The sequence below is a fragment of the Nocardioides sp. 31GB23 genome, from assembly GCF_040012395.1.
Lineage (GTDB): Bacteria > Actinomycetota > Actinomycetes > Propionibacteriales > Nocardioidaceae > Nocardioides > Nocardioides salarius.
Map to the genome: position 1 here is coordinate 1 of NZ_JBDYKJ010000007.1, position 25848 is coordinate 25848.

The following is a 25848-nucleotide window of genomic DNA, read 5'->3' on the forward strand; positions in this document are numbered from 1 at the left end:
GCTGCTGCGTGCGGCGGCGGGAGCCGCTCAGGCGGACTTCTTCTTCTTGGTCTCGCTCTCGCGCAGCACCAGCTCGGCCGCGACGCTGATCTCGCCGGCCGACGCGTCGGCGGTGAAGAGCAGCTCGCCCACGATGCGGCCCGAGCGGCGCAGGTCGTCGGCGGCCTGCTCGGCCGCGCGCACCAGCGCCTCGGGGCCACGCACCTCGACCCGGCCCAGCTCGGCGCGCATCGAGACCTTGGCCTGCGACTTGGCGCCGCGGATGCCGACCAGGGCCGCGGCGACGGCGTCGAGCACGCCGGGGTCGGCGGCGGCCGCCGCGCCCAGGTCGATCTCGGTGGGCCAGCTGGCGCGGTGGATGGAGCCCTCCTGCCACCACGACCAGACCTCCTCGGTCACGTAGGGCAGGAACGGGGCCAGCAGGCGCAGCTGGACCTGCAGAGCGATGGCCAGCGTGGCCTTCGCCGAGGCGGTCGCCGCGCCGCCGTCCTCGGCGTACGCGCGCTCCTTGACCAGCTCGAGGTAGTCGTCGCAGAACTCCCAGAAGAACTTCTCGACGCTCTCGAGGGCGCTGGTGTAGTCGTAGGCGTCGAACGACTCGGTGGCCCGGCGCACCACCAGGGCCAGGCGGCCCAGCAGCGCGCAGTCGACCGGCTCGGAGACCTCGAAGGCGTTGCACGAGGTCGCGCCGACGTTGCCGAGCACGAACTTGGAGGCGTTGAGGACCTTCATGGCCAGGCGGCGCCCGACCTTCATCTGGGCCTCGTCGAAGGGCGAGTCGAGGCCCGGGCGGGCCATCGCGGCGCGCCAGCGCACGGCGTCGGCGCCGAACTTCTCGAGGATCTCGGTCGGCACGACCACGTTGCCCTTGGACTTCGACATCTTCTTGCGGTCGGGGTCGAGGATCCAGCCCGACAGCATCGCGTGGGTCCACGGGGTGCGCCCGTGCTCGAAGTGCGCGCGCACCACGCGGCTGAAGAGCCAGGTGCGGATGATGTCGTGGCCCTGGGTGCACAGGTCCATCGGGAAGACCCGCTCGAAGAGGTCGGTGTCGTCCTCCCAGCCGCCGGCGATCTGCGGGGTCAGCGACGAGGTGGCCCAGGTGTCCATCACGTCGGGGTCGCCGAGGAAGCCACCGGGCTGGTTGCGCTGCGACTCGTCGTAGCCGCGCGGGGCGTCGGTGGACGGGTCGACGGGCAGCTCGGCCTCGGTGGGCAGCAGCGGGTGCTCGTAGTCGGGCTCGCCCTCGGCGTCGAGGGGGTACCAGACCGGGAAGGGGATGCCGAAGAAACGCTGGCGCGAGATCAGCCAGTCACCGTTGAGGCCGCCGACCCAGTTGTCGTAGCGGTGCTTCATGTGGGTGGGCAGCCAGGTGATCTCGTCGGCGCGGGCGAGCATCTCGCCGCGCAGGTCGGCGTCGCGCCCACCGTTGCGCACGTACCACTGGCGGGTCGCGACGATCTCGAGGGGCTTGTCGCCCTTCTCGAAGAAGTTCGCCATCCGCTGGGTCGGCTTCGGGTCACCCTCGAGGTCGCCGACCTCGCGCAGCATCGCGACCATCTCCTCGCGCGCCGAGAACGTCGTCTTGCCGGCCAGGCGCTGGTAGGACTCCTCGGCCGCGGCCAGCCAGGGCGGCGTCTCGCGCGTGAACCGGCCGTCGCGACCGATCACGGTGCGCACCGGCAGGTCGAGCTCACGCCACCAGGTGACGTCGGTCAGGTCGCCGAAGGTGCAGCACATGGCGATGCCGGCGCCCTTGTCCATCTCGGCGCCCGGGTGGGCCAGCACCGGCACCTCCACGCCGAAGACCGGCGAGGTGACGGTGGTGCCGAACAGCGGCTGGTAGCGCTCGTCGTCGGGGTGCGCGACCAGCGCCACGACGCTGGGGATCAGCTCGGGGCGGGTCGTCTCGATGTGGATCGGGGTGCCGTCGGGGGCGTGGTAGGCGACGCGGTGGTACGCGCCGGCGTACTCACGGGCCTCGAGCTCGGCCTGCGCGACGGCGGTCTGGAAGGTGACGTCCCACAGCGTGGGCGCCTCCTGCAGGTAGGCCTCGCCGCGCGCGAAGTTGCGCAGGAACGCGCGCTGGCTGACGGTCTGCGCCTTCGGGCCGATGGTCGTGTAGTGCTGCGACCAGTCGACCGAGAGGCCCAGGGTGCGCCACAGCGACTCGAAGACCTCCTCGTCCTGAGCGACCAGCTCCTCGCACAGGGCGATGAAGTTGGGCCGGCTCACCGGCACCTGCTTCTTGGGGTCGGGCTTGGCCGGCGGGGTGAAGTCGGGGTCGTAGGGCAGCGAGGGGTCGCAGCGCACGCCGTAGTAGTTCTGCACCCGGCGCTCGGTGGGCAGGCCGTTGTCGTCCCAGCCCATCGGGTAGAAGACCGACTTGCCCTGCATGCGCTGGTAGCGCGCGATCAGGTCGGTGTGGGTGTAGGAGAAGACGTGGCCCACGTGCAGGCTGCCGCTGACGGTCGGCGGGGGAGTGTCGATGGAGTAGACGTTCTCCCGCGGCTGGGTGCGGTCGAAGGCGTAGGTGTCCTGCTCCTTCCAGCGCGCCGCCCAGGTCGACTCGAGACCCTCGAGCGCCGGCTTCTCCGGTACGACGAGGGCACGCGCGTCGGTGCTCGTCGTGTCGGTGGCCTGCTGCGTGGTCTCGGTCATGGGGGAATCCTATGAGTGGCGCCTCGAGGGGTGCGAACCCGCGTCGTGCCCGAAACCGGCGTGCGGTGCCCGCCGGGCAGCACCTAGCGTGCGCCCCGTGACGTCCTTCCTCTTCGAGAGCACCACCGACCCGGCCGACTTCCTGGACCGTGCCGGGGCCCACCTGGCCCTCGAGCCGGTGCTCGCCACGGTGCTCGCCGGCTCCGCCCACGGCGTGCTGGAGGGCGGTGCGTCGCGGCCGGCGCACCCGCAGTGGTGGGTCAGCGTGCTGGCCGGTCGCGGCGCGGAGGTGGTGGGCGTGGCGATGCGCACCGCGCCCTTCCGGCCTTACCCGATGTGGGTGCACCAGATGCCCGACGAGGCCGCGGTCGCGCTGGCGCACTGGGTGCACGAGCGCGGCGACGACGTCACCGCCGCCAACGGGGCGCTGCCCGCGGTGCGGGTCTTCATGGACGAGCTGGCCCGGCTGCGCGGCGCGGCGGCGTACGTGCACGAGCACCTGCGGCTCTTCGAGCTGCGCCGGCTCGTGGAGCCCCGGGCGACGCGCGGGGCGGCCCGGGCCGCCGGGCCGGCCGACCTCGACCTGCTCACCTGCTGGGCGGCGGCGTTCTCGGTCGACGCCGACGAGCAGGCCGGTCGCCCGCCCGAGCCCCTCGAGCACCTCGACCGCGAGTGGACGCGTGAGCGCCTCGAGCGCGGGCTGCTGTGGGTCTGGCAGGTCGACGGTGTGCCGGTGCACTTCAGCGCGCGCACGCCGGCGCGCTTCGGCGCGGCCCGGATCGGTCCCGTCTACACCCCTGCCCAGCACCGTGGGCACGGCTACGCCAGCGCGCTCGTGGCGCACCTGAGCCGCGGCGTGCTCGACGAGGGCGCGCGGCCCACCCTCTTCACCGACCAGGCCAACCCGGTCTCCAACCGGATCTACCAGGCGCTGGGCTACGAGGCGGTCACCGACACCGCCAACCTGCGGCTCACCACACCAGCACCGGCTTGACGACCCGCCCGGCCAGCACGTCGGCGACCGCCTGGTCGACCTGCTCGAACGGGTAGGTGGTGACCAGGGCGTCGAGGTCGAAGCGGCCGGCCTCGCGCAGCGCCAGCAGCCGGGGGACCATCTCCTGCGGGTCGGAGTCGCCCTCGATCGACGACATCACCCGCTTGCCGCCCTGCAGCAGGTCGATGGCGTCGAGCTGGTACTCCTCGGGGCCGAGCCCGAGCGCCACCAGGGTGCCGCGCGGGGCGAGGGCCTGCTGGGCCTGCTTGACCACGACCGGCAGTGCCGTGGTGTCGATGGCGTACGTCGATCCCGCGCCGCCGGTGAGCTCCTTGACGCGGGCGACCACCTCGGCCGGCTCCAGCCCGCCGGCGTCGACGGGGGTCGCCCCGAGGCGCTGCGCCTCGGCGAGCCGGCCGCCCACGAGGTCGACGGCCAGCACGGTCGCGACCCCCTCGGCCACCGCGGCCGCCACGGCGGCGAGCCCGACGCCGCCGGCGCCGTACACCGCCAGGGAGTCGGACGGGGTGGGACGCAGCACGTTGAGCACGGTGCCGGCGCCGGTCTGGAATCCGCAGCCGTAGGGCGCGGCGATGCGCAGGTCGAGCGCGGGGTCGACCACGACGCAGTTGTCGGCGTGCGCGAGGGCGTGGCGCGCGAGGCTGGACTGGCCGAAGAAGGAGCCGAAGACGGGGGAGCCCTCGTGGGTCATGGTGGTCGAGCCGTCGGGGCGCATGCCCATGTAGTTGAGCAGCAGCGTCTGCTCGCAGTAGCCCACGTCGCCGGCCCGGCACGGTGCGCACGCGCGGCAGGAGCGGAAGGAGAGCACGACGTGGTCGCCCACCGCGATGCCCTCGACGCGTGGGCCGACGGCCTCGACGACGCCGGCACCCTCGTGGCCGAAGACGTGGGGGAACATCTCCGGCGGCAGGAAGTGGCGCATCGTCAGGTCGGTGTGGCACAGCCCGGTGGCCACGATCCGCACCAGCACCTCGTCGTCGCGGGGGTCGTCGAGCTCGACCTCCGTGAGCTCGAAGGCGCCGCCCTGCTCGGTGACGATCGCCGCTGTCGTCCTCATGCGCAGAACTAGAACGCGTTACAGAGTCGGGGTCAAGGGGGTCGCGTCCCTAGACTGGACCGGACATGAGTGACGCATCCGCCCTGCCAGACGACGAGACCGTCGTGCCCCGCGCCGCCGAGACCTTCAGCGAGGTCGAGGACGCCCTGCTCTCGCGCTGGCCCGAGACCCGCCTCGAGCCCTCGCTGGAGCGGATCGAGGCGTTCCTCGAGCTGCTCGGCGACCCGCAGCGATCCTTCCGGATGATCCACCTGACCGGGACCAACGGCAAGACCTCCACCTCGCGGATGGTCGACGCGCTGCTGCGCGCCCTCGAGCTGCGCACCGGGCGCTTCACCAGCCCGCACGTGGAGACCATGAACGAGCGGATCAGCGTCGACGGCGAGCCGCTCGACGACGACGCCTTCGTGCGCGCCTTCAACGACGTCGCGCCCTACACGCACCTGGTCGACGAGGACCAGGCCCACCCGCTGTCGTTCTTCGAGACCGTGGTCGGCATGGCCTACGCCGCCTTCGCCGACGCCCCGGTCGACGTGGCCGTCGTCGAGGTCGGCATGGGCGGCTCGTGGGACGCCACCAACGTCGCCGACGCCGACGTGGCCGTGGTGCTGCCGGTCGCGGTCGACCACGCCCGCTACCTCGGCGGCACCACCGAGGCGATCGCCCACGAGAAGGCCGGCATCATCAAGGCCGGCTCGACCGTCGTGATGGCCCAGCAGGAGGCCGAGGCCGGCGCGGTGCTGCTGGCCCGCGCCGCCGAGGTCGGTGCCACCGTGGCCCGCGAGGGCCTGGAGTTCGGCGTGGTGGCGCGCACGCCCGCCGTGGGCGGGCAGATGGTCTCGCTGCAGGGCCTGCGGGCGCGCTACGACGACGTCTTCCTGCCGCTCTACGGCGCCCACCAGGCCCAGAACGCCGCCGTCGCGCTGGCCGCGGTCGAGGCGTTCGCCGCCTCCGGTCCCGACGCGCAGCCGCTGGACGCCGAGCTCGTGCGCGCCGCCTTCGCCGACGTGACCTCGCCGGCCCGGCTCGAGGTCGTGCGGCGCAGCCCCACGGTCGTGCTCGACGCCGCCCACAACCCCCACGGCGCCGAGGCCGTCGGCGCCGCCCTCGAGGACTCCTTCACCTTCGAGCCGCTGATCGGCGTGCTCGGCGTGATGGGCGACAAGGACGCCGAGGGCCTGCTGGTCGCCCTCGAGCCGCACCTGGCCCACGTCGTGTGCACCCAGAACAGCACCGACCGGGCGATGCCGGCCGCCGCGCTGGGCGCCGCCGCCGTCGAGGTCTTCGGCGAGGACCGTGTCACCGTCATCGAGCGGCTCCTCGACGCGGTCGACGCCGCCGCCGCGCTCGCCGAGGCGGGCGAGACCGTGGGCTCCTCGATCGGCTCGGGGGCGGTGCTGGTCACCGGGTCGGTGGTCACCGCCGGCGAGGCCCGCACGCTGCTCACCCGCGGCCGCCGCGTCCCCGGCACCCCCCGCGAGGAGGACGAGGAGTGAACCGCTCGCCCCGCCGCGGCATGTGCGCCGCGATCCTCTCGCTCGAGGCGATCACCCTCGGGCTGACCACGCCGGTGCTGGTCTCGCTGACCGACGTGCCCACCGGGCTCGCCCTGCTGATCGGCCTCGGGCTGGCCGTGGTGTGCCTGCTGCTGGCCGGCATGCTGCGCTCCGAGTGGGCCTACACCGCCGGCTGGGTGGTGCAGGGCGCCGCGATCGCGCTGGGCCTGGTGATCCCGATGATGTTCTTCCTGGGCGGCGTCTTCGCCCTGCTCTGGGGCACCGCGGTCCTCCTGGGGCGCAGGATCGAGAGCGAGCGGGCCGCCGCCTACGCGGCGTACGAGGCGGAGCAGGGCAGCTAGGCCCTAGGCCCGCAGGGCGGCCGTGACCGCTGCCAGGGCCCGGTCCAGCTCGGCGTCGGTGCAGCCCCCGAAGCCGAGCACCAGCCCGCTGCGTGGCACCGAGCGGCAGTAGTCGTCGAGCAGCGGCACGTCGAAGCCCGCCGCGAGCGCCGCGTCCCGGGCCCGCCGGGCCGCGTCCGCCGGCAGCGGGACGGTGGCGTACATCCCCGCGACCGGTCCGTCGAGGTGGGCGCCGAGCACCTCGACCACCCGCGCCGCCCGGGCCGCGTAGGTGCGCCGCGCCGAGCGGACCACGCGGTCGACGTAGCCCTCGCGCAGCAGGGAGAGGTAGGCCCGCTGCACCGGCCAGGGTGCGGCGTCGTGGGTGCGCGCCCGCTGCTCGTCGATGCGGGCGCCGAGCCCGGCCGGCGGCACCACCCAGCCCAGGCGCAGGCTGGGGGAGACCGACTTGCTGGTGGTGCCCAGGTAGGCGACCCGCTCGCGGTCGAGGCTGGCCAGGGCGGGGATGGGCGCCACGTCGTAGCGGAACTCCGAGTCGTAGTCGTCCTCGACCAGCACCGCCCCGGCCTCGCGGGCCGCCGCCAGCAGCGCCAGCCGCTCGGCTCCCGGCATGGTGCGCCCGAGCGGGTGCTGGTGGGCCGGGGTGACGTACGCCGCCGCGAGACCGCGCAGGTCGGAGCCGGCCGCCCCGGGCGGCAGGTCGACGACCCGGCGCCCGGCGGCCTCGACCGTGGCGACGGCCGCGCGGTAGCCGGGGTCCTCCACCCCCACGGGCCCCGGGGCCAGCGCGCCCAGCAGGTGCCGCAGCCCGTCGGTGGTGCCGACCGTGACCCGCACGTCGTCGGGGTCGACCTCCAGCCCCCGGGTGCGGGTCAGCCGCGCCGCGAGCTCGGCGCGCAGCTCGGGCAGCCCCCGTGGGTCGTCGTACCCACGAGGCGGGGTGGCGGCCGCGACGTCGCGCCAGGCCCGGCGCCACAGGCCCTGGTGGCGCGGGTCGATCCAGGGCGTGCCGGTGTCGAGGCGCACGAGCGGTGCCTCGCCGGTCGCCGGGCTGGGCCGGCGGGGGCGCGGTGCCGCGCCGGCGCTGCGGCCGGCGGCCACGAAGGTGCCCGACCCGTGCCGCCCCTCGAGCCAGCCCTCGGCCACGAGCTGCGCCCACGCCTGCTCCACCACGCTGCGGGCCACGCCGAGCTCGACGGCCAGCGCGCGACTGCTGGGCAGCCGCTCGCCGGGGCGCAGCCGTCCGTCGGTCACGCGGTCGCGCACCGCGTCGGCCAGCTGGACGCCCAACGGGGCGGGAGCGGTGCGGTCGAGGTGCAGGGCGAGCGAGGTCATCAGGAGTGGCCTGTCGAAGTCGGGCGCAAGTGGCCCTCGAGAGCGGGCCACTTCACGACCACGATGGTCGCATGACCACCGCACCGCTCTCACCCACCGACCGCACCACCGCCACCCGCGGCCGGCACCGCATGGTCGACGACCGGGCCGCCCTGCACGCCCTGCTCGACGAGGCGCTGGTGGCCCACCTGGGCCTCGTCGTCGGGTCGGGGCCCGACGCGCACCCCCTCGTCCTGCCCACGGCGTACGCCGCCGACCCCGACGGCCCCGACGACGGCGGCTCGCTCTACCTGCACGGCTCGGTCGGCGCCGGCTGGCTGGCCCCGGTGCTCGCCGGCGAGGTCTGCGTGAGCATCACCCTGCTCGACGGGCTGGTCGCGGCGCGCTCGGGCTTCCACCACTCCATGAACTACCGCAGCGCCGTGGTGGTGGGGCGGCCCCGGCTGGTCGACGACGAGGCGGAGCGGGCCAGGGCGCTCGACCTGGTGGTCGACCAGGTGGTGCCCGGGCGCTCGGCGACGCTGCGCCCGCACACCCGCAAGGAGCTGGCCGCCACGGTCGTGCTGGCCCTGCCGCTCGCCGAGGCGTCCTTGAAGGTCCGCGGAGGTGGCCCAGTCGACGACGAGGCCGACGTCGAGGCGGGCGTGTGGGGAGGCCACGTGCCGCTGCGGCTGGTGGCCGGCGAGCCGGTCGCCGACGCCGATGCGCGCGACGTGGCGGTGCCCGCCGACGTGGCCGCACGCGCGGCGGGGCTCGGGGCTCGGTAGGCTCGCGGCCATGACCGAGCGCACCCTTGCCCTGATCAAGCCCGACGGCGTCCGCCGCGGCCTCACCGGCGAGATCGTGCGCCGCATCGAGGCCAAGGGCTACACCCTGGTCCGCCTCGAGCTGCGCGAGGCCACCCCCGAGCTGCTCGCCGAGCACTACGAGGAGCACCACGGCAAGCCCTTCTACGAGCCGCTCGTCGAGTTCATGCTCTCCGGCCCGGTCGTGGCGATGGTGCTCGAGGGTGAGCGCTGCATCGAGGGCTTCCGCTCGCTGGCCGGCGCCACCGACCCGACCGCAGCCGCCCCCGGCACCATCCGCGGCGACCTGGGCCGCGACTGGGGCCTGAAGGTGCAGCAGAACCTGGTGCACGGCTCGGACGCCCCCGAGACCGCCGAGCGCGAGATCGGCATCTGGTTCCCCGAGCGCTGACCCGGCCCGAACTTCGCCCTGACCCGGCCTGAACTTCCCACTGACCCGGCCTGAACTTCCCACTGACCCGGCCCGAACCCACGTTTGTAGGTCCGGGCCGACTCGGCGGGAGATCTGGGCCGGGTCAGTGCGACATTTGGGACGGGTCGGCGGGGGATTTGCGCCGGGTCAGCGGGGGATGTGGGCCGGGTCGCGCGTGGTGGAGACGGGTGTGACTCGTGTGGCGCGTGGTGACTCGGCGTGGCGTCCGGGATCTGTGGTAGGCGCTCCTTAGGCTCGGGACCGGGTCGTGCCGGGATCGTGCGCGCGGGGCGGCCTACCTTCCCCGGTCAGCACTCGCGCACGAGGGACCACGAGGCGCACCTGCCATGGCGAACAGCTTCTTCGGCCGCGACATGGCCGTCGACCTCGGCACCGCCAACACGCTGGTCTACGCCCGCGGCCGCGGCGTGCTGCTCGACGAGCCCAGCGTCGTGGCGCTGAACTCGACGACCGGCGAGATCCTGGCGGTGGGCCACGAGGCCAAGCGGATGATCGGGCGCACGCCCGACAACATCACCGCCATCCGCCCGCTCAAGGACGGCGTGATCGCCGACTTCGAGGCGACCGAGCAGATGCTGCGCTACTTCATCCAGCAGGTGCACCGCCGCAGCGCCTTCGCCAAGCCCCGCATGGTCATCTGCGTGCCCAGCGGCATCACCGCCGTCGAGCAGCGCGCGGTCAAGGAGGCCGGCTACCAGGCCGGCGCCCGCCGGGTCTACATCGTCGAGGAGCCGATGGCCGCCGCGATCGGCGCCGGCCTGCCGGTGCACCAGGCCACCGGCAACATGGTCGTCGACGTCGGCGGCGGCACCACCGAGGTCGCCGTGATCAGCCTCGGCGGCATCGTGACCAGCCTGTCGATCCGCACCGCCGGCGACGACCTCGACGCCGCGATCGTGGCGTGGATGAAGAAGGAGTACTCGCTCATGCTGGGCGAGCGCACCGCCGAGGAGGTCAAGATGACCCTCGGCTCGGCGTTCCCGCTGCCGGACGAACCGGAGGCCGAGATCCGCGGCCGCGACATGATCTCCGGCCTGCCGCGCACCGTCGTGGTCTCCAGCGCCGAGGTCCGCCAGGCCCTCGAGGAGCCGCTGCACGCCATCGTCGACGCGGTGCGCACCACCCTCGACCAGACCCCGCCCGAGCTGGCCGGCGACATCATGGACCGCGGCATCGTGCTCACCGGCGGCGGCGCGCTGCTGCGCGGCCTCGACGAGCGCCTGCGCCACGAGACCGGCATGCCCGTGCACGTGGCCCCCGACCCGCTGAGCTCGGTGGCGCTGGGCGCCGGCAAGTGCGTCGAGGAGTTCGAGGCCCTGCAGCAGGTGCTCGTCACGGACCCGAGGCGCTACTGATGGCCCTGCTCGACCGCGTCAGCACCGCCCGCCGCACCCCCGGTACGCCGCGCGAGGAGCAGCCGGCGCGCCCCGGGCGACCCGGCCGCACCCGGCGTACCCGCTCGCTGATGGCCCGCCACGAGCGCCGCGAGCGCCGGTGGGGCCACGACGGCGGCCCCGGCGCCGAGCCGCCGCGCGCCTCGCGCTCGCTGCTGGTCGCCCTGCTGCTGGCCAGCGCCACGGTGACCACCCTCGACCTGGCCACCGGTGAGGACTCGCCGCTCGACCCGGTGCGCGGCGTGCTCGCCGACACGATGGGTCCCGCCCAGAGCGCGGCGACCGCCGTGGTGCGGCCCTTCACGGCGATCGGCGGCTGGTTCGAGAGCAACGGCTCGCTGCGCGACGAGGTCGCGGCCCTCGAGGCCGAGAACTCCGCGCTGCGCTCCGAGCTCAACACCTCCGCCTACGACCGCAACCGCCTCGCCGAGTACGACGGCCTGACCAGCGTCGCGGCCGACCACGGCTACTCCCTGGTGCCCTCGCGGGTCGTCGGCGTGGGCCCGGCGCAGTCGTTCTCGAGCACCGTGACCATCGACGCCGGCACCGACGCGGGCGTGCAGCCCGACATGACGGTCGTCAACAACGACGGCCTCGTCGGGCGGGTGCTCAGCGCCGGCCGCTCCACCGCCACGGTGCTGCTGCTCGTCGACCCCGAGGCGACCGTCGGGGCCCGGGTGGGCGACTCGATGGAGATGGGCTTCCTCAGCGGACGCGGCGTGATCGGCGACGAGGGCCGCCTCGACCTCGAGCTGGTCGACGACTCCTCGGTGCCCGCGCGCGCCGACAGCGTGGTGACCTGGGGCAGCGACGGCGGCGCGCCGTACCTGGCCGGCATCCCCGTCGGGCGCGTGACCAAGGTCTACTCCTCGCTGCGCGAGACCGCCCAGCGCGCGGTGATCGACCCGTACGTCGACTTCGGCGCGCTCGACCTCGTCGGCGTGGTCGTGCCCACCGGCACCCGCAGCGACCGCGGCATCATCGGTGCCGACGGCGAGATCGCCGGGGGTGAGCGGTGAGCGCGGTGCGCGCCGCCGTCGCGGCCGTGGCCGTCGCGCTCGCGCTGGTGCTGCAGGTCTCCGTCTTCGGCCCGCTGGCCTGGGAGGGCGTCGTGCCCAACCTGTGCCTGCTCGTGGTGGTGGCCGCGGCACTGACCCGCGGGCCGCAGTTCGCGATGGTCCTGGGCTTCGGGGCGGGGCTGCTGCTCGACCTCGCACCCCCCGCCGACCACGTGGCTGGGCGCTGGGCGCTGGCGCTGCTGCTGGTGGGCTACCTGGTGGGCCGGGTGCGACCGGAGTCGCGGCCCACCGCGACCACGGTCGTCGCCACCGTCGCCGGTGCGTCCTTCGTGGGCACCTCGGTCTTCGCGCTCAGCGGCGTGGTGCTCTCCGACCCGGTCGTCGGGGTGGGGGAGACCCTCTCGGTGCTGGCGGTCTCGCTGGTCTGGGACGTGCTGCTCACCCCCTTCGTGCTGCCCCCGCTGATGGCGCTGTTCCGCCGTCTCGAACCGGTCCACGCCCTGTGAGCCGCCCCGTGAGCCGCTCCGTGAGCCGCCCTGTGAACCGCCCCCTGAGCAATCCCGTGAGGTCCAGCTGATGCGTGCTCCCACCCGCGGCGAGGAGGCGACCGGCACCCGCCGCTCGCGCCTGCGGATCGTGGTGATCCAGGCCCTGGTGCTCTCGCTGTTCGCGACCCTGCTGGTGCGGCTGTACTACCTGCAGGTCGTCACCGGCGAGGAGTACACCGCCCAGGCCGCCTCGCAGTCGGTGCGCGACATCGTCGTGCAGCCCCAGCGCGGTCTCATCGTCGACGACATGGGTCGTCCCCTGGTCACCAACCGCACCGCGTGGGTCGTCTCCGTCGACCGCACCCTGCTGGGCAAGATGGGCGGGCGCGACCGGCGCGAGGTCCTCGACCGGGTCGCCACCGTCACCGGCGAGGAGCGCGCCACGCTCGAGAAGCGCCTGGTCACCTGCGGCGACGAGGGATCGGTCAGCGGCACCTGCTGGAACGGCTCGCCCTACCAGCCCGTGCCGGTGGCCACCGACGTCGAGCGCGGGGTCGCGCTGAAGATCCTCGAGCAGCCCGAGGACTACCCCTCGGTGCTGGCCGAGCAGCAGACCGTGCGCGCCTACCCGCGCCCCTACGGCGTCAACCTCGCCCACGTGCTGGGCTACCTCAGCCCGATCACCGAGGACGAGCTCGACCAGGCCGAGTCCGACGGCGACGCCAGCGTCAACGGCGCCTCGTCCGTGGGCCGGGCCGGCGTCGAGAAGCAGTACGACGCGTGGTTGCGCGGCATGCCCGGCTACCAGTCCGTGGCGGTCGACTCGATGGGCCGCGTGCTGGGCGAGGACAGCGAGACCCAGGCCCGCCCCGGCGACACCCTGGTCACCTCGATCGACGCCCGCGTGCAGAGCGTGGTCGAGGAGCAGCTCGCCGAGACCATCAGGACCGCGCGCGCCACCACCGACACCGTCACCGGGCGGAGGTACGCCGCCGACTCCGGCGCCGCGATCGTGCTCGAGGCCGACACCGGCCGGGTCGTGGCGATGGCCAGCCAGCCGACGTACGACCCGGAGGTCTGGGTGGGCGGGATCTCCGACAAGGAGCTGGCCCGCCTCTACTCCGAGGCCGCCGGCACCCCGCTGCTGGGCCGCGCGACCCAGGGCCAGTTCGCGCCCGGCTCGACGTGGAAGCCGTTCATGACCGCCGGCGCGCTGAGCAACGGCTACGACACCGACACGGTGCTCAACTGCTCCTCGGCGTTCCGTGTCGGCAACCGCGACTTCAAGAACTACGAGTCCGGCGCCTACGGCTCGATCTCCTTCGCCAAGGCGCTCGAGGTCTCCTGCAACACCTTCTTCTACCGCATCGGCTACGACTACTGGCGCCGACTGGGCTCCGACGTCGACGACGTCGACGCCAAGGACCCGCTGGTCGAGGAGGCCAAGGACTGGGGCTTCGGCGAGGAGACCGGCATCGACCTGCCCGGCGAGGCCTCGGGCCGAATCGCCGACCGGCAGTGGAAGCGCGACTACTACGAGTCGATGAAGGGCTACTACTGCGGCATCTCGAAGAAGCCGCAGGACGCCGACACCTCCGACTTCGTCTACAAGTTCGCCCGCGAGTTCTGCATCGAGGGCTACGCCTACCGCGCCGGTGACGCGGTGAACTTCGCGATCGGCCAGGGCGACACGATCGTCACGCCGCTGCAGCTGGCCCGGGCCTACGGCGCCATCGCCAACGGCGGCACCCTCTACGAGCCGCGCGTGGCCAAGGCGGTCGTGGGCCCCGACGGCAAGGTGCTGCGCCACATCGACCCCGAGGTGCAGGGCACCGTCGACCTGCCCGAGAAGACCTTCGGCTACATCGACCAGGCGCTGGCCGGGGTGACCCGCCAGGGCACGATGTCGTGGCGGATGATCGGCTTCCCGCTCGAGGAGGTGCCGATCCGCTCCAAGACCGGCTCGGCCGAGGTCTACGGCAAGCAGTCGACCTCGTGGGTGGCCTCCTACTCCGAGGACTACGTCGTGGTGATGATGGTCAGCCAGGGCGGCACCGGCTCGGGCACCTCGGGCCCGGCGATCCGCACGATCTGGGAGACGCTGTACGGCGTCGAGGGCGACCAGGTGCGCCCCGCGCAGGCCGCGATCCCCGGCACCGTCCCCCCGACCAGGCTGCCCACCTTCACCCGCGACGGCTCGGTGCTGCCGCCGGCGAGGACCCGCTCGAAGGACGACCGGTGAGCGCCGGCCTCCGGCTGCGCTCGCCCGGGGGGACCCGGCCGCGCCTGCGCTGGAAGGGTCTCGACTGGGTGCTGCTGGGCGCGGTGCTCGCCCTCGTGGTCGTCGGGACGCTGCTCGTGTGGTCGGCGACCTCGACGCGCGACGACCTGACCGGCGGCAACCCGCGCGCCTACCTCGAGAAGCAGCTGTTCAACATCTCGGTGGGGCTGCTGCTGATGGCGGCCGTGGTGGTCGCCGACCACCGCTGGGTGCGGGTGGCCGCGCCGGTGGTCTACCTGGCCTCGGTGCTGGGCCTGGTGCTGGTGCTGGTGATGGGCTCGACGATCAACGGCTCGCGCTCGTGGCTGATGGTCGGCGGGATGTCGGTGCAGCCGGCCGAGTTCGCCAAGCTGGCCGTCATCATCGGGATGAGCCTGGTGCTGGCGCACCGGGCCGCCGGGAGGTGGCGACCCAAGGTGGGTCTGGTCGAGGTGGTGCTGATGCTGCTGATCGCGGCCGTGCCCGCGGTGCTGATCCTGCTCCAGCCCGACCTCGGCACGATGCTGGTGCTGACCGCCACCGTGGTCGGCGTGCTCGCCGTCTCCGGGGCCCCGCGGCGCTGGCTGGCCCTGCTCGGTGCCGGCGGCGTGACCGCGGCCGTGGTCGCGGTGGCGGCCGGGGTGCTCAAGGACTACCAGGTCGACCGCTTCCTGGCCTTCACCAACCCCGACCTCGACCCCCGCGGGGCCGGCTACAACGTCGAGCAGGCCCGGGTCGCGGTCGGCAACGGCGGCCTCTTCGGCCAGGGCCTCTTCAACGGCTCGCAGACCCGCTCGGGCTTCGTGCCCGAGCAGCACACCGACTTCGTCTTCACCGTGGCCGGCGAGGAGCTCGGCCTGCTCGGCGCCGGCCTCGTCGTGGTGCTGCTCGGCGTGGTCATCTGGCGCGCGCTGGCCATCGCGACCCGCACCGAGGACGTCTTCGGCCGGGTCGCCGCCGCCGGCATCGCCTGCTGGTTCGGCTTCCAGGCCTTCCAGAACGTCGGGATGTGCCTGGGCATCATGCCGGTGACCGGCGTGCCGCTGCCCTTCGTGTCGTACGGCGGCTCCTCGATGTTCGCGGGCCTGGTCGCGGTGGGGCTGCTGCAGAACATCCACCTGCGCGCCACCGAGCCCGCTCCCCGCCGCTACTCCGCCCCACGGGTGCTGGTCGCGGCCCGCTGACCCGCGTGACCCGGCGCGCACCGGCGGCGAAATGGTCCGGGGCCCGGCGCCGCCGTACCCTGGATGCTTCGCCCCACCGCCCCACCACCGCTTGCGAGGTTGCTGCATGTCTGCGTCCACCGTCGAGACCACGCGCCAGGCAGGCCGCTCCGTCTTCGCCGACCTGGAGCCGCACCTGCCCGGCGTCTCGAAGCCGATCCAGTACGTCGGCGGCGAGCTCAACTCCACCGTCAAGGAGTGGGACGCGGCCCCCGAGGGCGAGACGGTGCGCTGGGCGCTGATGTACCCCGACGCCTACGAGGTCGGCCTGCCCAACCAGGGCGTGCAGATCCTCTACGAGGTGCTCAACGAGCGCGACTGGATCGTGGCCGAGCGCACCTACGCGGTGTGGCCCGACATGGAGGCGGTGCTGCGCGAGCACGACATCCCGCAGTTCACCGTCGACGCCCACCGCCCCGTCGGCGACTTCGACGTGCTGGGCCTGAGCTTCTCCACCGAGCTCGGCTACACCAACATGCTCACCGCCCTCGACCTGGCCCGCATCCCGTTGCACGCCGTCGACCGCGGCGAGCACGACCCGGTGGTGCTCGCCGGTGGCCACGCCGCGTTCAACCCCGAGCCGATCGCCGACTTCCTCGACGCGGCCGTGCTCGGCGACGGCGAGGAGGTCGTGCTGGCGATCTCCGAGGTGGTGCGCGAGTGGAAGGGCGAGGGCCGCCCCGGTGGTCGCGACGAGCTGCTGCGCCGCCTCGCGGTGACCGGCAACGTCTACGTGCCGAAGTTCTACGACGTCGTGCACGCCGAGGACGGCTCGATCGAGGCCGTGGTGCCCAACAAGCCGGGCGTGCCGTTCCGGGTCAAGAAGCACACCTTGATGGACCTCGACGCCTGGCCCTACCCGGCCAAGCCGCTGGTGCCGCTCGCCGAGACCGTGCACGAGCGCTTCAGCGTCGAGATCTTCCGCGGCTGCACCCGCGGCTGCCGCTTCTGCCAGGCCGGGATGATCACCCGTCCGGTGCGCGAGCGCTCCATCGAGACCATCGGCGACATGGTCGAGAACGGCATCCGCAAGTCGGGCTTCGAGGAGGTCGGCCTGCTCTCGCTCTCGAGCGCCGACCACACCGAGATCGGCGACGTCGCCAAGGGCCTGGCCGACCGCTACGAGGGCTCCAACGTCTCGCTGTCGCTGCCCTCGACGCGCGTCGACGCCTTCAACATCACCCTGGCCAACGAGTTCTCCCGCAACGGGCGCCGCTCGGGGCTGACCTTTGCCCCCGAGGGCGGCTCGGAGCGGATGCGCAAGGTCATCAACAAGATGGTGACCGAGGAGGACCTGATCCGCACCGTGGCCGCGGCGTACTCGCACGGCTGGCGGCAGGTCAAGCTCTACTTCATGGTCGGGCTGCCCACCGAGACCGACGACGACGTGCTGCAGGTCGCCGAGCTGGCCAAGAAGGTGATCGCCAAGGGCCGCGAGGTCTCCGGGCGCAACGACATCCGCTGCACCGTCTCGATCGGCGGCTTCGTGCCCAAGCCGCACACCCCGTTCCAGTGGGCCGCGCAGCTCGACCACGAGACCACCGACGAGCGGCTCAAGAAGCTGCGCGACACGGTGCGCGAGGACAAGAAGTTCGGTCGCGCGATCGGCTTCCGCTACCACGACGGCAAGCCCGGCATCATCGAGGGACTGCTCTCGCGCGGCGACCGCCGCGTCGGGCGGGTCATCGAGCAGGTCTGGCGCGACGGCGGCCGCTTCGACGGCTGGAGCGAGCACTTCTCCTACGACCGCTGGCTGGAGGCGGCCACCACCGCCCTGGCCGGCACCGGCGTCGACCTCGACTGGTACACCACCCGCGAGCGCACCATCGACGAGGTCCTGCCCTGGGACCACCTCGACTCGGGCCTCGACAAGGACTGGCTGTGGGCCGACTGGGAGGACGCCCTCGACCCCGACTCCGTCGACGTCGAGGACTGCCGCTGGACGCCCTGCTACGACTGCGGCGTGTGCCCCGAGATGGGCACCGAGATCCAGGTCGGCCCCACCGGCCAGAAGCTGCTGCCGCTCCAGGTGGTCTGACCCGGCCTGAACTTCGCGCCGACCCGGCCTGAACTTCGCGCCGACCCGGCCCGGATCCTCGTCTCAGTCGAGCAGCGGCTCGTCGAGGGGCGAGCCGTCGGCGTTGTAGAGGATGCAGGCGACCTGGTCGCCGGCGTCGGGCTCGGCCGCGTCGGTGATCGTCAGCACCTCGATGCCGGGGCCGACCAGGGCGAACAGCTCGGGGTCGTCGAGCACCAGGCTCTGGCAGATCTCGCCGACCGGCGAGGCGTCGTACGCCGCGGCCTGCTCGGCGTCGAGGGTCAGCGTCCCCACGACCTCGGCGTCGTGCTCGTCGGTGCAGCTCTCGATGGTCATCAGCCCGAAGCCCTCGTCCTCGACGTCGGGGTCGACCAGGTTGTCGGCGCTGATGCAGTCGCCGACCGCGAGGTCGTTGACGTCCTTGAACGTGTTGAGGCCCAGCACCACCGCCACGACCAGCAGCGCCACCGTGGCCAGCATGACCACCGTGCTGATCACGATGCCGGCGATGGCCATGCCCCGACCGTGGTCACGCCCGTCCTTGCTGCGCCCGAGCACGATCACGCCGAGCACGATCGAGGCGATCGCGGCCACGAAGGGCACGCAGAACAGCAGCGACAGCGCCAGCGAGGTGATCGCCATCGCCTTCGACGGCGGCGCCTCCTGGCGCGGGTCGCCACCCCCGGGGAACGCTTGCCCGTAGGGGTGGCCGCCGGCGGGCGGGTAGCCCTGCCCGTACGCCGGCTGCTGGGGCTGCTGGGGCTGCTGCCCGTACGGCGGCGGGTAGCCCTGGTCCTCGGGACCCTCGGGCGGTGTGCTGCTCATGCGGGTGCGCTCCTTCGTGCGGCGTGCTGCTCGATCTCGTCCTCGAGCACCAGCGGGCGGGACAGCCAGGTGGCCAGACCCAGCATGGGTACCACGAGGACCAGCAGCAGGATCAGTGGAATCGTCCAGTCGCCGGTCGCGTCGTAGAGCAGGCCCACCACGAAGGGACCGGTCGCGGCCAGCAGGTAGCCGGCGGACTGGGTGAAGGCCGACAGCGCCGCGGTGCCCTCGGCGGTGCGGGCGCGCAGCCCGATCAGGGTGAGGATGAGCGGGAAGGTGCAGGCACCGATCCCCGCCAGCAGCGCCCAGAGCACGGCCGGCCCGGCCGGAGCGACCAGCAGGCCGACGTACGCCACGGGGTAGCAGGCGATGACCGGCACCAGCACCCGCAGCTGGTGCTGCGAGCGGGCCAGCAGCCGCGGCAGCAGCCACGAGAGCGGGATGCTCACCCCGGCCAGCAGCCCCACGAGGGCACCCGCGGTGGCGGGGGAGTAGCCGGCGTCGCGCCACAGCTGGGCGAACCAGCCGAACATCACGTAGGCGTGCAGCGACTGCACGCCGAAGAAGATCGCCATCGCGCGGCCCAGCCGGGTGCGGGCCACCTGCCCGACGGTGATGGGGCCGCCGGGGGTCGCGGCCACCCGGTCGTGGCGCGCCAGCAGCACCCAGGGCAGCAGCGCGAACCCGGCGAGCACCGCCCACGCCCCCAGGCCGCCGCGCCAGCCGCCGAGGGCCTCGGAGAGCGGCACGGTCAGCACCAGGGCCGAGGTGAGCCCGATGGCCAGCGCCGTGGAGTAGACGGCCGTGACCGCACCGATGCGCTCGGGTGCGTGCCGCTTGACCAGGGAGGGCATCAGCACGTTGGCCATCGCCATGCCGGCCACCGCCAGCAGCGACAGGGCCAGGAAGGCGAGGTCGGAGCCGGTCACGGCACGCCCCGCGAGCCCGGCGACCACCGCGACGAGGGCGGCCAGCGTCACCCGGTGCAGCCCGACGCTGGCCGCAGCGCGCGGGGCCAGGGCGCCGAAGACCGCGAAGGCCAGCACCGGCAGCGTGGTGAGCAGCGAGGCCTCGGCCGCCGACATCGCCAGCCCCGAGCGCACCTCCGCCAGCACCGGACCGACGCTGACGGCCGCCGGCCGCAGGTTGAGCGACAGCAGGACGAGACCGACCAGGAACAACCATCCACCACGACGAGACACCCGAGGATGGTCGCACTCGTCGTACCACCCGCTGGGTCAGGGCGTCCACGGGCCCGGACTTGTCGGCCTTCTCCTGCGCTTGATGGGTGTTGCAACCCCTGACAAGCGCCGGAGTCCCCGGCCGGCCGGGGACTCCTGCAGCGGATGTCGGCACCCCGCTGCAGGATGGGGGCCGTGCGGGAGGTGAGCGTGGGGGAGCGACGGGCGAGGCTGGCGCGCCGGCACGCGGTCGCCCCCGCCCACCGGGTCGGCGACGCGGTGGGCGCGACCAGGGCCGTGGTGGCGCTGCACGCCACCGAGCCGGCCACGGTGCACCTCTCGGTGCAGGCACGGGTCGACGACGCGGCGCCGGGCGCGGGCGGCCTCGATCACGCGCTGCACGTCGACCGCAGCCTGGTGCGCCAGCTGGCGATGCGCCGCACCCTGTTCGTGTTCCCGCTCGACCTCCTGGGCGCCGCCTGGGGCAGCGCGGCGGCCCGGGTCGCGCAGAGCGAGGGCGCCCGGCTGGTCAAGGACCTCACCGCCACCGGCGAGGTCGCCGACCCCGCCCGGTGGCTGGAGCGGGTCCGGGCCGGGGTGCTGGAGGTGCTGGGCTCGGAGCCGGGAGGGCTCACCGCGCTCGAGCTGCGCTCCAGCGTGCCCGGCCTCGAGGTGCGCCTGGCTGCCGGCGGGGCGACGTACGCCGGCAGCCGGGTGCTGACCTGGCTCGGCGCGCGCGGCGAGGTCGTGCGGGGCCACAGCACCACCCACTGGCGCCAGTCGCGCCCGCGCTGGACCCTGGCTGAGCACTGGCTGGGGGAGCCTCCCGCGGCCCTGGCACCCGCCGAGGGCTACGCCGCGCTGGTGCGCCGTTGGCTCGAGCGCTTCGGCCCGGCCACCGAGGCCGACCTGGTGTGGTGGCTGGGCGCGACCAAGGGGGCGGTGCGTGCCGCGCTGGGCGCCGTCGGGGCCCGCGAGGTCGACCTCGAGGGTGGCGGGCCGGGCCACCTGCTGCCCGACGACCTCGAGGAGGAACCGCCCGTGGAGCCGTGGGCGGCGCTGCTGCCGGTGCTGGACCCGACGGTGATGGGCTGGAAGCAGCGCGACTTCTACCTGTCCGAGCACGCGGCGGTGGTCTTCGACCGCAACGGCAACGCCGGCACCACCGCCTGGTGGGACGGGCGCGTGGTGGGCTGCTGGGTGCAGGATCCCGACGGCGTCGTCGAGGTGCGGGTGCTCGACGACGTCGGCCGCGAGGCCCGGGCCCGGCTGGGCGAGGAGGCCGCCCGGCTCACCCGGTGGCTCGCCGGTCAGCGGGTCGGCACCGTCTACCCCTCGCCGGCGATGCGGGCCGACCCCGGTGACCTCACCTACCCTGTCGTGCGTGCGTGACCAGCCCGAGCAGCAAGCCCCGCCCGTCCAGCGGCTCCGCATCCGCTATGCCAAGAGGGGGCGGCTGCGCTTCACCAGCCACCGCGACTTCTCGCGCGCCTTCGAGCGCGCGGTGTTCCGCGCGCGGGTGCCGATGGCCTACTCCTCGGGCTTCAACCCGCACCCGCGCATCTCGTACGCCGGTGCCGCACCGACCGGCTCGGCCAGCGAGGCGGAGTACCTCGAGATCGGCCTGGCCCAGGTGGTCGACCCGGCCGACATCCACGCCGAGCTCGCCGAGGCGCTGCCCACCGGCCTCGACGTGCTCGAGGTGGTGGAGTCGCCGGGCGGCTCGCTGGCCGACCGGCTCGAGGCCAGCCGCTGGCGCCTCGACATCGAGGCGCTCCCCGAGGAGTCGGCGGCCGCGGTCAGCACCTTCCTGGCCACCGAGTCGGTGCTGGTGGAGCGGATGATGAAGAAGGGGCTGCGCGAGTTCGACTGCCGCGCGCCGGTGGTCTCGCTCAGCAGCTCCCCGCGCGAGCAGGGCTCCTCCCTCGACCTGGTGCTGCGCCACGGGGTGCCGTCGGTGCGCCCCGACGACGTGCTGCGCGGCCTGGCCGCCGTGGCGGGCCTCGAGGCCGGGCGGGCGCCGCTGCTGACGCGCCTGGCCCAGGGGCCGTTGGAGCAGGACGGGAGCGTCGGCGACCCGCTGACCACGTCGACATGACGACCACGGGGCCGTGGTGTGCGATACTCGCCACGGTCCCCGACCTGCGGTCGTACCCGACGAGGGCGCAGTCCAGCGCCCGCCCTGACGGCACAGCTGCGGTCGTCGACCCGACGACGTTCTCGCCGGTCCTCCCAGCAGGAGGGCGGCACACCAGGGAACCGGTCGTCGCCAGACCGCGACGCGGCAGGCAGGCCCGGTGACAGCGAGTCAGCCACCTCCATCCGGAGGAGAGCCCGGCGACCGCGGAAGGTGATGGCCGTGACCGTGGTGACGCGCACGCGGAGGGTGTCGTCGCCACCGAAGGCTTTGCGTCGCGACCGCGCTGCGGACGACGACGTCTGACGAGTCCGGCACCCGCTGGCGTGCCGGGCAGAGGAGCACCACATGCCCGACGAGACCCAGGTCGGCCAGGAGCCGACCACCTCGAAGGAAGCACCCGCCGAGGCCGCCGCCCCGACGGTGACCACCACGACGCGCACCCGCAAGAGCGCCGCCAAGAAGGCGCCCGCGAAGAAGGCGCCGGCCAAGAAGGCCGAGCAGGCCGACCCCGAGGGCGGGCCCGACAGCGCCGTGGAGGCACCGCCGGCCAAGAAGACGCCGGCGAAGCGCACCACCAAGAAGGCGGCCAGCGCGCAGGCGCCGGCCGACGAGCAGCTCGAGCTCGGCGAGGCCGCCACCCAGGCGCCGGCCAAGAAGAGCGCGGCGAAGAAGACCGCGGCCAAGAAGGCGCCGGCCAAGAAGACCGCCGCCAAGCGGACCAGCGCGAAGAAGCCGGCCGAGGCCACCGAGGCAGCTGCAGCCGGCGAGGCCGGCGAGGCCGCCGCGTCGACCGAGGCTGCCGCTGCCGACAAGCCGGTCGTCAAGCGCACCACCCGTCGCTCGACGACGGCGAAGGTGGCGGCCCCGGCCGCCGAGGGCGTCCAGAGCGCCGAGAGCGCCGAGAGCGCCGAGACCACCGAGACCACCGGGACCGCCAGCGTCGCGCCGGTCTTCCAGGCGCCGACCGTCACCACCACGACGCGCACCCGCAGCGCCCGCAAGGCCACGACGGCCAAGGCCGCCGAGCCCGTCGCCGCGACGCCGGTCGAGGTCGAGGACGCCGCCGAGACCGAGGAGGTCGACGAGGCCGCGACCGAGGAGTCGAGCGCCACCACGCGCACGACCACCACGACGACCACGCGGCGCAGCCGCTCGTCGGCCCGCGCCGCGCGCACCGACGACTCGGCCGACGACACCACCGGCGGCACCGCCGGTGACACCGACACCACCGACGAGACCGCCGACGAGAAGTCCGACGGGCAGCCGCGCGGTGAGAAGCCCGCGACCCGGACCCGGACCCGTCGCGCCGCCGAGGCCGACGACGACAGCGCCGCCGGAGACGACGACGACAACGACGACGACAGCGACAACGACGACGAGGGCCAGGGCTCCGGCACCGGGCGTCGTCGCCGCCGTCGCGGCGGGCGCCGTCGCCGCAGGTCCGGCGAGGGTGGCGGCGACAACGCCCAGAACGGCCAGGACGACCAGCAGGACGACCAGCAGGCCGGCGGCCAGGGCAGGGGCGGCCAGGACAAGGGCGGCCAGGGCCAGGGCGGCCAGGACAAGGGCGGCCAGGGCGGCCAGCGCGGCGGCGGCCGCGGCAAGGCCGGCGACGCCGAGCAGGACTCGGGCGACGACACGGCCGGCGACGACACCGAGAGCAGGAAGGGCGGCGGCCAGAACGGCCAGAACGGCGGCCAGAACGGTGGCCAGGACGGCGAGGAGGGCGGCAGCAGCAGCTCGCGCCGTCGCCGGCGCCGGCGCCGCTCGGGCGACGACGGTGGCGAGGGCGGCGACGACCCGAGCAACACCGTCACCCGGGTGCGCAGCTCGCGCACCGGCGACGACCAGATCACCGCGGTCTCCGGCTCGACCCGCCTCGAGGCCAAGAAGCAGCGCCGCCGCGAGGGCCGTGAGGCCGGTCGCCGCCGCGCCCCGATCGCCAGCGAGGCCGAGTTCCTGGCCCGCCGCGAGGCCGTCGACCGGGTCATGGTGATCCGCCAGCGCGACGACCTCACCCAGATCGGCGTCCTCGAGGACAAGGTGCTCGTCGAGCACTACGTGGCCCGCGAGTCGCAGACCTCCCTGATCGGCAACGTCTACCTCGGCCGGGTCCAGAACGTGCTGCCCTCGATGGAGGCCGCCTTCATCGACATCGGCAAGGGCCGCAACGCGGTCCTGTACGCCGGCGAGGTCAACTGGTCGGCGCTGGGCCACAAGGAGGGCCAGCCGCGCAAGATCGAGTCGGTGCTCTCCTCGGGCCAGTCGGTGCTGGTGCAGGTCACCAAGGACCCCATCGGCCACAAGGGCGCCCGCCTGACGAGCCAGGTGAGCCTGGCCGGCCGCTTCCTGGTCTACGTGCCCGACGGCACCACCAGCGGCATCTCGCGCAAGCTGCCCGACACCGAGCGGGCGCGGCTCAAGGCGCTGCTCAAGGAGATCGTCCCCGACAGCGCCGGCGTGATCGTGCGCACCGCGGCCGAGGGGGCCAGCGAGGACGAGCTGACCCGCGACGTCGAGCGGCTCAAGGCGCGCTGGGAGGACATCGAGAAGAAGACCAAGGGCAACGGGCCTCAGCTGCTCTACGGCGAGCCCGACCTGACCCTCAAGGTGGTGCGCGACCTCTTCACCGAGGACTTCTCGCAGCTGGTCATCGACGGCGACGAGGCGTGGGAGACCGTGCAGAGCTACGTCAGCCACGTCGCGCCGGACCTCGAGGAGCGCCTGCAGCGCTTCGAGCCCGCCACCGAGGGCAAGAACGCGGGCAAGGACGTCTTCGCCGCCTACCGGGTCGACGAGCAGATCGCCAAGGGCCTGGACCGCAAGGTCTGGCTGCCCTCGGGCGGCTCCCTGGTGATCGACCGGACCGAGGCGATGACCGTCGTCGACGTCAACACCGGCAAGTTCACCGGCTCGGGGGGCAACCTCGAGGAGACGGTGACCAAGAACAACCTCGAGGCGGCCGAGGAGATCGTGCGCCAGCTGCGGCTGCGCGACATCGGCGGCATCATCGTCGTCGACTTCATCGACATGGTGCTGGAGTCGAACCGCGACCTGGTGCTGCGGCGCATGGTCGAGTGCCTGGGCCGGGACCGCACCCGTCACCAGGTCGCCGAGGTCACCTCGCTGGGCCTGGTGCAGATGACCCGCAAGCGGATCGGCACCGGCCTGCTCGAGGCCTTCAGCGAGCCGTGCCAGCACTGCCAGGGCCGCGGCATCGTCACCCACGACCACCCGATCGAGCCCAAGAACGGCGGTGACGACGAGGGTCGTCGCAGCGGCGGCCGACGCGGCGGCAAGGGCGGCAAGGGCGGCGACGACTCCGGCAACCAGGGCAACCAGCAGGGCAACCAGCAGGGCGGCGGCAAGGGCGGCGGCCGGGGCCGGGGCGGCTCCGGTGGCGAGGACTCCTCGCCCGCCAAGGCCCCCTCGCCCAAGGACGTGGCAGCGATGGCGCGGCACGAGAACGCCGAGAGCCCCGACAGCCCGGACAGCCCCGAGGCCGCGGAGCAGCAGCCCGAGCCCAAGCAGGCGGAGCAGAAGCAGCCCGAGCCCAAGCAGCCGGAGCAGAAGCAGCCCGAGCCCGAGCAGCCCGAGCCCGAGCAGCCCGAGCCCGAGCAGCCCAAGCCTGAGCAGGCCCCCGAGCAGCCCAAAGGAGCCGAGCCGCAGCCCGCTGCGCCGGTTGAGGAGGGTGCTGGGCAGGTCGAGCCGGCGCCGGCCGCCGGCACCCGGGTCGTGACCCGGACCCGCCGTCGTGCGGCGACCCGCCCCGCGGGGCAGCCGACCACGGCGGGGGAGCCGGTGGTGATGTCGGCACCCGCGACGACGGCGCCTGCCGCGCAGGCACCGGACGCCACCGAGGCCGCACCGTCCCAGGCGCCCAAGGTGGTCACCCGGACCCGTGGGCGCGTCGCCAGCGCCTCGGCGGCTGCGCCCGAGGCAGCAGAGAGCGGCGAGGCCGACAGCGTCGCCCACGTGCCCGTCAAGAAGGGCGCGCGCAAGCGCTGAGGACGCCGGTGCCGGGCAGGAGCGGGCTCACGTTTTGCTCCTGTCCGGCCCCGTCCGTAGTATTGCCTCTCGGTGCGCCTACGCGTGCCGTCTCTGCGTGGCACCCC

At 73.8% G+C, this 25848-nt stretch carries 19 protein-coding genes; 14 read left to right on the plus strand and 5 right to left on the minus strand.

Annotated elements, in window-relative coordinates:
* Positions 1-27: 27 nt before the first annotated feature.
* On the minus strand, positions 28-2661 hold the full coding sequence (valS, locus tag ABKW28_RS03290) for a valine--tRNA ligase (protein WP_348606338.1): 2634 nt from the start codon (positions 2659-2661) through the stop codon (positions 28-30).
* Positions 2662-2758: 97 nt separating this feature from the next.
* Between valS and ABKW28_RS03295 the strand changes: the two genes are divergently transcribed.
* Positions 2759-3655, plus strand: coding sequence for a GNAT family N-acetyltransferase (locus ABKW28_RS03295; protein ID WP_348606340.1), 897 nt, complete (start codon positions 2759-2761; stop codon positions 3653-3655).
* Here the strand turns inward: ABKW28_RS03295 and ABKW28_RS03300 are convergent.
* On the minus strand, positions 3633-4733 hold the full coding sequence (locus ABKW28_RS03300) for an NAD(P)-dependent alcohol dehydrogenase (protein ID WP_348606342.1): 1101 nt from the start codon (positions 4731-4733) through the stop codon (positions 3633-3635). The two genes, ABKW28_RS03295 and ABKW28_RS03300, sit on opposite strands and share 23 nt — an antisense overlap.
* Before the next feature lie 65 nt (positions 4734-4798).
* Here ABKW28_RS03300 and ABKW28_RS03305 point away from each other — a divergent pair, with 65 nt between their 5' ends.
* Both ABKW28_RS03305 and ABKW28_RS03310 read left to right on the plus strand, forming a co-directional pair.
* The gene (locus tag ABKW28_RS03305; RefSeq protein ID WP_348606344.1) at positions 4799-6229 is read left to right on the plus strand and encodes a folylpolyglutamate synthase/dihydrofolate synthase family protein; all 1431 of its coding nucleotides are present in this window, start codon (positions 4799-4801) and stop codon (positions 6227-6229) included.
* Entirely contained in the window at positions 6226-6591 is a 366-nt protein-coding gene (locus ABKW28_RS03310; RefSeq protein ID WP_307822804.1) for a DUF4233 domain-containing protein, read from the plus strand. The genes ABKW28_RS03305 and ABKW28_RS03310 overlap by 4 nt, the downstream gene beginning before the upstream one ends.
* Positions 6592-6594: 3 nt before the next feature.
* On the opposite strand, the gene ABKW28_RS03315 is transcribed toward ABKW28_RS03310, so the two are convergent.
* Positions 6595-7926 (minus strand): PLP-dependent aminotransferase family protein, encoded by a 1332-nt coding sequence (locus ABKW28_RS03315; RefSeq protein WP_348606346.1) that lies wholly within the window; start codon positions 7924-7926, stop codon positions 6595-6597.
* 71 nt (positions 7927-7997) lie between these two features.
* Between ABKW28_RS03315 and ABKW28_RS03320 the strand changes: the two genes are divergently transcribed.
* The 8 genes from ABKW28_RS03320 (at position 7998) to ABKW28_RS03355 (ending at position 17587) form a co-directional block, all read left to right on the plus strand.
* Positions 7998-8693: a pyridoxamine 5'-phosphate oxidase family protein gene (locus tag ABKW28_RS03320; RefSeq protein ID WP_348606348.1), complete on the plus strand. Its 696-nt coding sequence runs from the start codon at positions 7998-8000 to the stop codon at positions 8691-8693.
* Positions 8694-8703: 10 nt separating this feature from the next.
* Positions 8704-9123 carry a nucleoside-diphosphate kinase gene (gene ndk, locus ABKW28_RS03325; RefSeq protein ID WP_193667836.1) on the plus strand — a complete coding sequence of 140 codons (420 nt, stop codon included), beginning with the start codon at positions 8704-8706 and terminating at the stop codon, positions 9121-9123.
* A 368-nt stretch (positions 9124-9491) separates the two neighbouring features.
* Complete coding sequence (locus ABKW28_RS03330; protein ID WP_193667837.1) at positions 9492-10520, plus strand: rod shape-determining protein; 1029 nt, start codon at positions 9492-9494, stop codon at positions 10518-10520.
* The gene (mreC, locus tag ABKW28_RS03335) at positions 10520-11578 is read left to right on the plus strand and encodes a rod shape-determining protein MreC (protein ID WP_348606350.1); all 1059 of its coding nucleotides are present in this window, start codon (positions 10520-10522) and stop codon (positions 11576-11578) included. Before ABKW28_RS03330 ends, mreC begins: the two co-directional genes overlap by 1 nt.
* Positions 11575-12084, plus strand: a complete 510-nt coding sequence (mreD, locus tag ABKW28_RS03340; RefSeq protein ID WP_193667838.1) for a rod shape-determining protein MreD — start codon at positions 11575-11577, stop codon at positions 12082-12084. Before mreC ends, mreD begins: the two co-directional genes overlap by 4 nt.
* A 70-nt stretch (positions 12085-12154) precedes the next feature.
* Positions 12155-14308 carry a penicillin-binding protein 2 gene (gene mrdA, locus ABKW28_RS03345; RefSeq protein WP_348606352.1) on the plus strand — a complete coding sequence of 718 codons (2154 nt, stop codon included), beginning with the start codon at positions 12155-12157 and terminating at the stop codon, positions 14306-14308.
* Positions 14305-15510: a rod shape-determining protein RodA gene (gene rodA / locus ABKW28_RS03350; RefSeq protein WP_348606356.1), complete on the plus strand. Its 1206-nt coding sequence runs from the start codon at positions 14305-14307 to the stop codon at positions 15508-15510. The genes mrdA and rodA overlap by 4 nt, the downstream gene beginning before the upstream one ends.
* 106 nt (positions 15511-15616) lie before the next feature.
* Complete coding sequence (locus ABKW28_RS03355; protein ID WP_193667841.1) at positions 15617-17587, plus strand: TIGR03960 family B12-binding radical SAM protein; 1971 nt, start codon at positions 15617-15619, stop codon at positions 17585-17587.
* Positions 17588-17650: 63 nt separating this feature from the next.
* On the opposite strand, the gene ABKW28_RS03360 is transcribed toward ABKW28_RS03355, so the two are convergent.
* A complete protein-coding gene (locus tag ABKW28_RS03360) occupies positions 17651-18412 on the minus strand; it encodes a DUF4190 domain-containing protein (RefSeq protein WP_348606358.1) in 762 nt (253 codons plus the stop codon).
* Positions 18409-19614, minus strand: a complete 1206-nt coding sequence (locus ABKW28_RS03365) for an MFS transporter (protein WP_348606360.1) — start codon at positions 19612-19614, stop codon at positions 18409-18411. The genes ABKW28_RS03360 and ABKW28_RS03365 overlap by 4 nt, the downstream gene beginning before the upstream one ends.
* A 174-nt stretch (positions 19615-19788) precedes the next feature.
* On the opposite strand from ABKW28_RS03365, the gene ABKW28_RS03370 reads away from it, so the two are divergent.
* The 3 genes from ABKW28_RS03370 to ABKW28_RS03380 all read left to right on the plus strand — a co-directional run bounded on the left by ABKW28_RS03370 (position 19789) and on the right by ABKW28_RS03380 (position 25741).
* On the plus strand, positions 19789-20985 hold the full coding sequence (locus ABKW28_RS03370) for a winged helix DNA-binding domain-containing protein (protein WP_348606362.1): 1197 nt from the start codon (positions 19789-19791) through the stop codon (positions 20983-20985).
* Positions 20978-21691: a TIGR03936 family radical SAM-associated protein gene (locus ABKW28_RS03375; protein WP_348606364.1), complete on the plus strand. Its 714-nt coding sequence runs from the start codon at positions 20978-20980 to the stop codon at positions 21689-21691. The genes ABKW28_RS03370 and ABKW28_RS03375 overlap by 8 nt, the downstream gene beginning before the upstream one ends.
* Positions 21692-22078: 387 nt before the next feature.
* Positions 22079-25741, plus strand: a complete 3663-nt coding sequence (locus ABKW28_RS03380) for an Rne/Rng family ribonuclease (RefSeq protein WP_348606366.1) — start codon at positions 22079-22081, stop codon at positions 25739-25741.
* Positions 25742-25848: the final 107 nt, after the last annotated feature.

Excerpts from the sequence above, each read along its gene's own strand:
- ABKW28_RS03320 (WP_348606348.1), top strand. The coding sequence starts at position 7,998 with ATGACCACCGCACCGCTCTCACCCACCGACCGCACCACCGCCACCCGC.
- ABKW28_RS03315 (WP_348606346.1), bottom strand. The coding sequence starts at position 7,926 with ATGACCTCGCTCGCCCTGCACCTCGACCGCACCGCTCCCGCCCCGTTG.
- ABKW28_RS03360 (WP_348606358.1), bottom strand. The coding sequence starts at position 18,412 with ATGAGCAGCACACCGCCCGAGGGTCCCGAGGACCAGGGCTACCCGCCG.
- valS (WP_348606338.1), bottom strand. The coding sequence starts at position 2,661 with ATGACCGAGACCACGCAGCAGGCCACCGACACGACGAGCACCGACGCG.
- mrdA (WP_348606352.1), top strand. The coding sequence starts at position 12,155 with ATGCGTGCTCCCACCCGCGGCGAGGAGGCGACCGGCACCCGCCGCTCG.
- ABKW28_RS03355 (WP_193667841.1), top strand. The coding sequence starts at position 15,617 with ATGTCTGCGTCCACCGTCGAGACCACGCGCCAGGCAGGCCGCTCCGTC.
- ndk (WP_193667836.1), top strand. The coding sequence starts at position 8,704 with ATGACCGAGCGCACCCTTGCCCTGATCAAGCCCGACGGCGTCCGCCGC.
- ABKW28_RS03330 (WP_193667837.1), top strand. The coding sequence starts at position 9,492 with ATGGCGAACAGCTTCTTCGGCCGCGACATGGCCGTCGACCTCGGCACC.
- ABKW28_RS03300 (WP_348606342.1), bottom strand. The coding sequence starts at position 4,733 with ATGAGGACGACAGCGGCGATCGTCACCGAGCAGGGCGGCGCCTTCGAG.
- ABKW28_RS03380 (WP_348606366.1), top strand. The coding sequence starts at position 22,079 with ATGCCCGACGAGACCCAGGTCGGCCAGGAGCCGACCACCTCGAAGGAA.
- mreC (WP_348606350.1), top strand. The coding sequence starts at position 10,520 with ATGGCCCTGCTCGACCGCGTCAGCACCGCCCGCCGCACCCCCGGTACG.
- ABKW28_RS03305 (WP_348606344.1), top strand. The coding sequence starts at position 4,799 with ATGAGTGACGCATCCGCCCTGCCAGACGACGAGACCGTCGTGCCCCGC.